The 7,010-nt window shown below is 44.3% G+C and carries 4 protein-coding genes; all 4 read left to right on the top strand.

The genetic code is table 11. The features are described 5' to 3' along the window. The coding region (locus K1X84_16355) for an FtsX-like permease family protein (GenBank protein MBX7153202.1) at positions 1–1,458 on the top strand (1,458 nt) is incomplete at its 5' end. A 14-nt stretch (positions 1,459–1,472) separates the two neighbouring features. Beyond that, a complete protein-coding gene (locus K1X84_16350) occupies positions 1,473–3,854 on the top strand; it encodes an ABC transporter permease (protein ID MBX7153201.1) in 2,382 nt (793 codons plus the stop codon). 21 nt (positions 3,855–3,875) lie between these two features. Further along, positions 3,876–6,242 carry an ABC transporter permease gene (locus K1X84_16345; GenBank protein MBX7153200.1) on the top strand — a complete coding sequence of 789 codons (2,367 nt, stop codon included), beginning with the start codon at positions 3,876–3,878 and terminating at the stop codon, positions 6,240–6,242. A gap of 18 nt (positions 6,243–6,260) precedes the next feature. Then, positions 6,261–6,974 (top strand): ABC transporter permease, encoded by a 714-nt coding sequence (locus tag K1X84_16340; protein MBX7153199.1) that lies wholly within the window; start codon positions 6,261–6,263, stop codon positions 6,972–6,974. Positions 6,975–7,010 lie beyond the last annotated feature (36 nt).

Raw genomic sequence — 7,010 nt, 5'->3', positions numbered from 1 at the left:
GAAGTCGGTGTCAGGAAAGTTCTGGGCGCACGTAAGGCCATGTTGATCCGTCAATTTCTCAGTGAATCAATGATCATTACATTGATCGCGCTTACAATAGCGCTTGCATTGATCGAATTTCTTCTTCCTGTATTTAATCAACTCACGCAGAAACATCTTTCGTTGGATTGGTTAAATAATACCGATGCATTGGGTTGGATGGTGCTTTTTGCGATTTTGACCGGGCTTTTGGCGGGTAGTTATCCGGCATGGTATTTATCGGCGTTGAATCCGACGGCTATTCTGAAAGGCAGTCCCCGACGCCAGGGTGCGATGAATTTTCTACGCAAAGGTCTTGTCGTTTTCCAGTTTACCATCTCGATAGCGTTAATCATCGGTACATTGATGATTCACCGGCAAATCGATTTTATTCAGAACAAAAGTTTGGGATTTGACAAAGATCAACGATTGATCATACCGCTCCGTACGGCGGAATCTCAAACTACGATCGCTGCGTTTAAAAATGAAATCCTGAAAAACAGCGAATGTGTTTCGGCGGGACCAACGACCAGCTATCCCGGTATTTTTACACCCAATGATCTTTCCTTTTACAAAGAAGGCGAGAACATGAATAGCGCGGTTAATATGAAGTTCAGCTATGTCGATTATGGATATATTGAAACTTTGGGGTGTGAGGTCATTCATGGGCGTTCGTTCTCTGAATCCCATTCTTCAGATCTGGAAAAAGGAATCGTGATCAATGAATCGGCCGCGCGTTCGATGGGATGGAAACCCGAAGAAGCCGTCGGACAGAAAATTTTCAGTGATTGGAATAAAACGGTCGTCGCATTTGAAATCGTCGGGATAGTTCGCGATTTCAATCATCAGTCGTTGTATCAAGAGATTCGTCCCTATTTCTTTTTATTAAGCCATGACGTGCGTTACGGCTACATGATGGTACATGTGAATACCCAAAATTTCCAACCGCTTTTGGCTTTTTTGGAAACGGCATGGAAAAAATTCAATCCCGGCGAACCTTTCGAATACGGTTTTCTCGATCAGGATATTCAGAAACAGTACGAAGCGGATATACGTTTAGCATCATTGATCAATAATTTTGCCGAAATGGCTATCCTCATTGCATGTCTTGGCTTATTTGGTCTTGCGTCGTACACGACAGAACAGCGCACGAAAGAAATCGGAATCCGTAAAGTTTTGGGCGCCTCTGCCGCATCCATTGTCAATATGTTATCGACCGAATTTGTCAAACTGGTTGTCTTGGCTAATGTCATTGCGTGGCCGCTGGCGTATTTTGTTTTAAATCGCTGGCTGGAAGCTTTTGCTTATAAAGCAAGCTGGGATGTTTTTGTTTTCCTCATTGCGTGTGCAACGGCACTGTTAATTGCATTTGTGACGGTCAGCGGGCAAGCATTGAAAGCTGCTATGACCAATCCGTCGGAAGTTTTGAAATACGAGTAAAAACGGAGAACAACATGCTACAGAATTATCTAAAGATTGCATTACGAAATCTTTGGAAAAGCAAATCGTATTCAATCATCAATATTTCCGGATTATCCGTCGGCATGGCCGCGTGTTGTTTGATCGGACTTTATATTTTTCACGAATGGTCATTTGACCGGCACCACGAGAAGGCCGATCGTATTTATCGCGTTGCGCTTAACCGTGTGTATCCTACGAATGAAGTACATTGGGCGTCTGTTGGACCGGGTGTGGGAATTGGTTTGAAAGAAAGTCTGCCGGAAATCGAATCAGCCGTACGCATGACCAAGTTGACGGCTACATTTCAACGCAACAATCAGCAATTTGTCGAAGAGCGTGTCGTGGAGACCGAATCGTCAATTTTTAATGTTTTTTCAATTCCGGCTATTGCAGGCTCGACGTCCTTATCGGATCCGAGTTCAATTATTTTGTCGCAATCGATGGCCAAAAAATATTTCGGCGAAACCGATCCTCTTGGTCAAACATTGACCATTGTTAGAATTGGCGACAAAAAAGTTACCGGCATTGTTGCAGACTGTCCTTCCACGTCGCATTTTAAGTACGATTGTTTTATTACGTTCAACCCGCAAGCTGATCTGACAAAATGGGATGTGAATTTTGGCTTCTATACCTATTTGTTGCTACGGGAGGGCACGGACATCAAATCTCTTGAAGGAAAAATTGCTAAAGTCACGGATACTTATCTCAGTCGTGGACCCGGTGCTGAAAAATACAGTGAATGGCTTGCCGCAGGTAATGCTTATAAATATTATTTACAACCGCTGACGGACATTCATCTTCATTCGAATTTGAAATGGGAATTTGAAACCAACGGAGATTTTATTTATGCCGTTTTATTTGCCGTTGTGGGAGTATTTATTTTACTGATTGCCGCGGTCAACTTTGTCAATTTATCAACGGCACGTTCAATGCACCGCGCGAAAGAGATCGGCGTGCGAAAAGCATCCGGTTCTTCACGGCAGCAACTGATCATTCAGTTTTTATTAGAATCAGTTCTGACGTGTTTGATCGCTGCAACGGCTGCATTCGGATTAACTGAAGTATTAATCCAACCGATCGGTAATTTGATTGGCTCGCATCTGTCTGCGGAACCACTTTTCCAACCCAATAATATTGTTTTGATCTTTATCGGTGTAATTTTCCTTGGAATACTATCCGGAAGTTACCCGGCGTTTTATTTATCCGGATTCAAACCGATTTCGATTCTGAAAGGGCAGTTTAACGTCGGCCACCGCTCCCGTTTTCGCAATGGATTGGTTGTTTTTCAATTCATGCTTTCTGTTTTGTTGATCGTCGGAACGATGATCGTCTATCAGCAAATTCAATTCATGATGAATAAAAAACTTGGTTTCAATAAGAATAACGTTCTTGTGATTCGTAATGCGCGTTCACTTGGCGATCAATTAAAGACTTTCAAACAAGAAACCGGTGCACTGGCGTCTGTTGAATCGATTTCGATCATGGGCCAAACGCCCGGTCGCATGACGGGAGCGGCGACCTACCGGGGCGCCGGCCAGCCTAACCCGATCAACATGACGGTTATGGGCGGAGATCATCAGGTGCTTTCGACTCTGGGCATTGAAATGGCCGCAGGTCGCTCCTATAATGAAAGCGATTATGCCGATACTGCGCGTTATGTCATCATCAACGAAAAAGCTGCAAATATGTTAGGATGGGCTGATCATGCCGTCGGGCAACAATTGTTTCATGAAGGAACTTCCAATGCGATGACCGTTATTGGTGTTGTAAAAGATTTTCATATGGAATCATTGCAAAAAGAAATCAGGCCCGTCGTCTATTTTCTTGACCGCAATTGGCAGGGTTCAATTTGCGTGCGTGTTCGCTCAGAAAATATTGCGGCAACCGTAAAAAACATTGAATCTATTTGGAAATATCTTGCTCCTTCCTCAGTATTTCAGCACACGTTTCTCGATGAAGACTACGCAGCGCTGTACCGGGCAGAAACAACTACCGTACAAATATTTTTGTGGCTGACCGGGCTGGCGATTATGATCGCCTGTCTTGGATTATTCGGCTTGTCGGCGTTTATCACGGAACGGCGTACCAAAGAAATCGGCATACGCAAAGTAGTCGGCGCTACGGCATTTAACATTGTTTCGTTACTGTCAGGGGATTTCATCAAGCCGGTATTGCTGGCCAATTTGTTGGCAGCGCCGGTCGCCTATTGGGTGATGAATGGCTGGCTTGAGAATTTTGCATATCGGACGACTATCGGATGGGATGTTTTTGTAATAGCCGCGATCGGAGCGGTACTGATTGCCGTGATGACAGTTAGTTTACAATCGATGAAAGCAGCTTCGTCGAATCCCGTCAATGCATTGAAATACGAATAAGGCAGATATTAAGGAGAACGTATGTTCCAAAATTATTTTAAAATTGCCGTGCGCGTTTTGCGCCGCAATAAAAATATAACTTTTATTAATATTGCCGGACTTGCCGTCGGCATGGTGTGCGCAGCGCTCATTCTGCTTTATGTGCGTCATGAACTGAGCTACGATCAGTATCACGTGAACAAAAAAAATATTTACCGCCTCATTACCGGCGTTCAAGGCGCAGCCTATCAAGCGATTGCGAAAGTTCCTGGTGCATGGGGAATCATGGCTGAACGGAATTTACCGGAAGTTCAGAGCGCGGTGCGATTTGTTTTTTCAAGTGAAACACTTGTTAGCCACGGCGAAAAACGATTCTATGAAAGCGGCGGCTTTTATGCCGATTCAACGGTTTTTCAGGTTTTTAGTTTTTCGTTGATCCAAGGAAATCCGAAAACGGCACTGACTCGGCCCAACACCATTATCGTGACGAAAAATTTTGCCGAAAAATATTTTGGTAAAGAAGAAGCGCTCGGCCAGACGCTGAAATTTGATAATCAAAATGAATATGAAATTACCGCTGTAGTATCCAATATTCCGACTAATTCCCATTTTACTTTTGATTACTTAGTGTCAATGGCGACGTATACGAATCCGCGCCGCGATGATTGGCAATGGAATCAATACTATACTTATCTGCTGCTGAACGATGGCGCTTCACCTGAAGACGTCACGGCAAAATTCTCTACCATGTTGCGAACTCACATCGATGAAAAACTTGCAGCAGACTACACGCCATCGTTGCAGTCGTTAACTGATATTCATCTGTACTCAAACCTGTTTCGAGAAATACAGGCGAATTCTGATATTACTTCTATTTATCTGATTTCAGCTGTGGGTTTTTTTGTTCTGCTGATCGCCTGCGTTAACTTTATGAACCTGACAACAGCGAGGGCGACGACACGTGCCAAGGAAGTCGGCGTCCGTAAAGTGAGTGGAGCAAGCCGTACCCATTTGATCAAACAATTTCTAAGCGAATCGATGCTGATCAGTATTATCGCTGCAATTATTGCCGTTGTGAGCATTGAGCTTTTGTTGCCTGTCTTCAATTTACTTACAGGCAGGCAACTGACGTTTGATTATTTTAACGAAAAATTATTTTTGTTGGGTTTCTTTGGTCTGGCGGCAATTGTCGGGGTTGTCTCCGGCTGGTACCCGGCTTTTGTGCTGTCATCGTTCAATCCGTCAAAAACTTTAAAAGGCAAATCCGGAGGAGCATACGGAGTATGGCTGCGTAAATCACTGGTTGTAGTTCAATTTGCAATTTCTGCAATTTTAATGATCGCTACGGGTGTGATTTACAATCAACTCGAATTTATTCAGAACAAAAAGCTCGGATTTAACGAAGAACAATTAGTAGTAATTCCTATGCGCGGCAACGGTATGCGAGAGAAGAGTGAGAGCATCAAACGTGAATTACTGAATCATCCAAATGTCGTGAGCGTTGCTGCGTCGGGAAATTTGCCGGGTGGAGGCGATTGGGGTATACCTTATGAGCCGGAGGGCATTCCTCTGGATCGCGTACCACCGATGCGCGAACTTGTAGTTGATTACGATTTCGTCAAAACTTTTGAAATGGAGATGGCGGCTGGACGAACATTTTCACACGAATTTTCGACCGATGCTTCGGCTTACATAATCAATGAGGAAGCGGCACGCCAGCTTGGCTGGAACGATCCTATCGGCAAAATGATTTCGATGCCAAACGTCAAAAGAGAAAAAGCGCCCGTAATCGGCGTGCTCAAAGATTTTCACTTCCGTTCAATGCGTGAAAAAATCAGTCCCATCATGCTTTTTATTCCGCCGCAGAGTTGGTTCAATATTTTCACGGTGCGTGTTCGTCCGCAAAATATCTCACAGACTTTGGCGTTTCTTGAAAAAATCTGGAATCAGTTTGATCCAAGCCATCCTTTTGCTTACACATTTTTTGATGAGGATTTCGCACGCCTTCATCAAGCAGAAGAGCAGATGGCAAAATTACTCGGATACATGGCAGGGCTGGCAATTTTCATTGCATGTATGGGACTGTTTGGTCTTTCAGCATTCACGGCCGAACAACGCACCAAAGAAATTGGCGTTCGAAAAATTTTAGGCGCTTCCACGGGCAATATCGTCGCCCTGCTGTCGAAAGATTTTACCCGTTTGGCGTTTGCTGGTTTTCTTGTTGCTGTTCCTCTCGCGTATTACGCCATGAATCGGTGGCTGGAAAATTTTGCGTATCGCGTCGAAATTGGAGCCGGCGTATTTATCGCGGTAGGTGTTGTAGCGGTAATAATTGCCTGGCTGACCGTTAGCTTTCAATCGATTAAAGCGGCTTCGGCGAATCCCATCAATGCGTTGAAGTACGAATAATAAAAGGTAAACTTACTTATGTTTCAAAATTATTTTAAAATCGCCGTGCGTAATCTTACGAAAAATGCAGGCTACTCGCTGATCAATTTGTTCGGATTGACGATCGGCCTTGCCGCGTGCGTATTGCTCGTACTCTATTTGAATCATGAATTATCGTTCGACGGTTTCCATTCGAAAGCGGATCGCATTTACCGTGCGATTGAACGTCGCGCCAGCGCAAGCGAACAGAATAGATTAGCGGCCGTAACGGCCGCACCGGTCGCCGGTTATCTCCAATCCACGTTTCCTGAAATTGAGAGAACCACTCAATTATTGCGCTTAGGGCGATTTACGACGACATACGGATCCAACCGCTTTTACGAGGCGGATTATCTTTTTGCCGACCAGACGTTCTTTGATGTGTTTGATTTCGAGCTGACCGGCGGCGATGCAGCGACAGCGCTCAAAGAGCCGAATTCAGTAGTATTGGCTCCGGAAGCGGCTGTTAAATACTTCGGAGATGAAAATCCAATCGGTAAACTTTTGTCCATTGAAAGCCTGGGTCCTGTAAAAGTCACCGGATTGATCAAAACACTGCCATCCAATTCGCATTTGCAATTCAGCATGTTGTTTTCGATGGCGACGCTTAAGGGCGAAGGTTTCGAGCGTTATTTTAAAAGCTGGAAATCGGATAATGTGATCTCGTATGCCGTCTTCTGCTTGAAAAAAAAACACAACTTCCCGATGATTTGATGGTGGATTATATTGGTGCAGGTCTCTTTTACGGTA

Source organism: bacterium (assembly GCA_019695335.1).
GTDB lineage: Bacteria > CLD3 > CLD3 > SB21 > SB21 > JABWBZ01.
Note: the sequence above shows the minus strand (reverse complement) of the source record. Positions and strands in the feature narration are given on the sequence as shown.

Bases quoted from the DNA above. Each gene is read 5' to 3' on its own strand.
- K1X84_16345 (MBX7153200.1), top strand. From the start codon at position 3,876: ATGTTCCAAAATTATTTTAAAATTGCCGTGCGCGTTTTGCGCCGCAAT.
- K1X84_16350 (MBX7153201.1), top strand. From the start codon at position 1,473: ATGCTACAGAATTATCTAAAGATTGCATTACGAAATCTTTGGAAAAGC.
- K1X84_16340 (MBX7153199.1), top strand. From the start codon at position 6,261: ATGTTTCAAAATTATTTTAAAATCGCCGTGCGTAATCTTACGAAAAAT.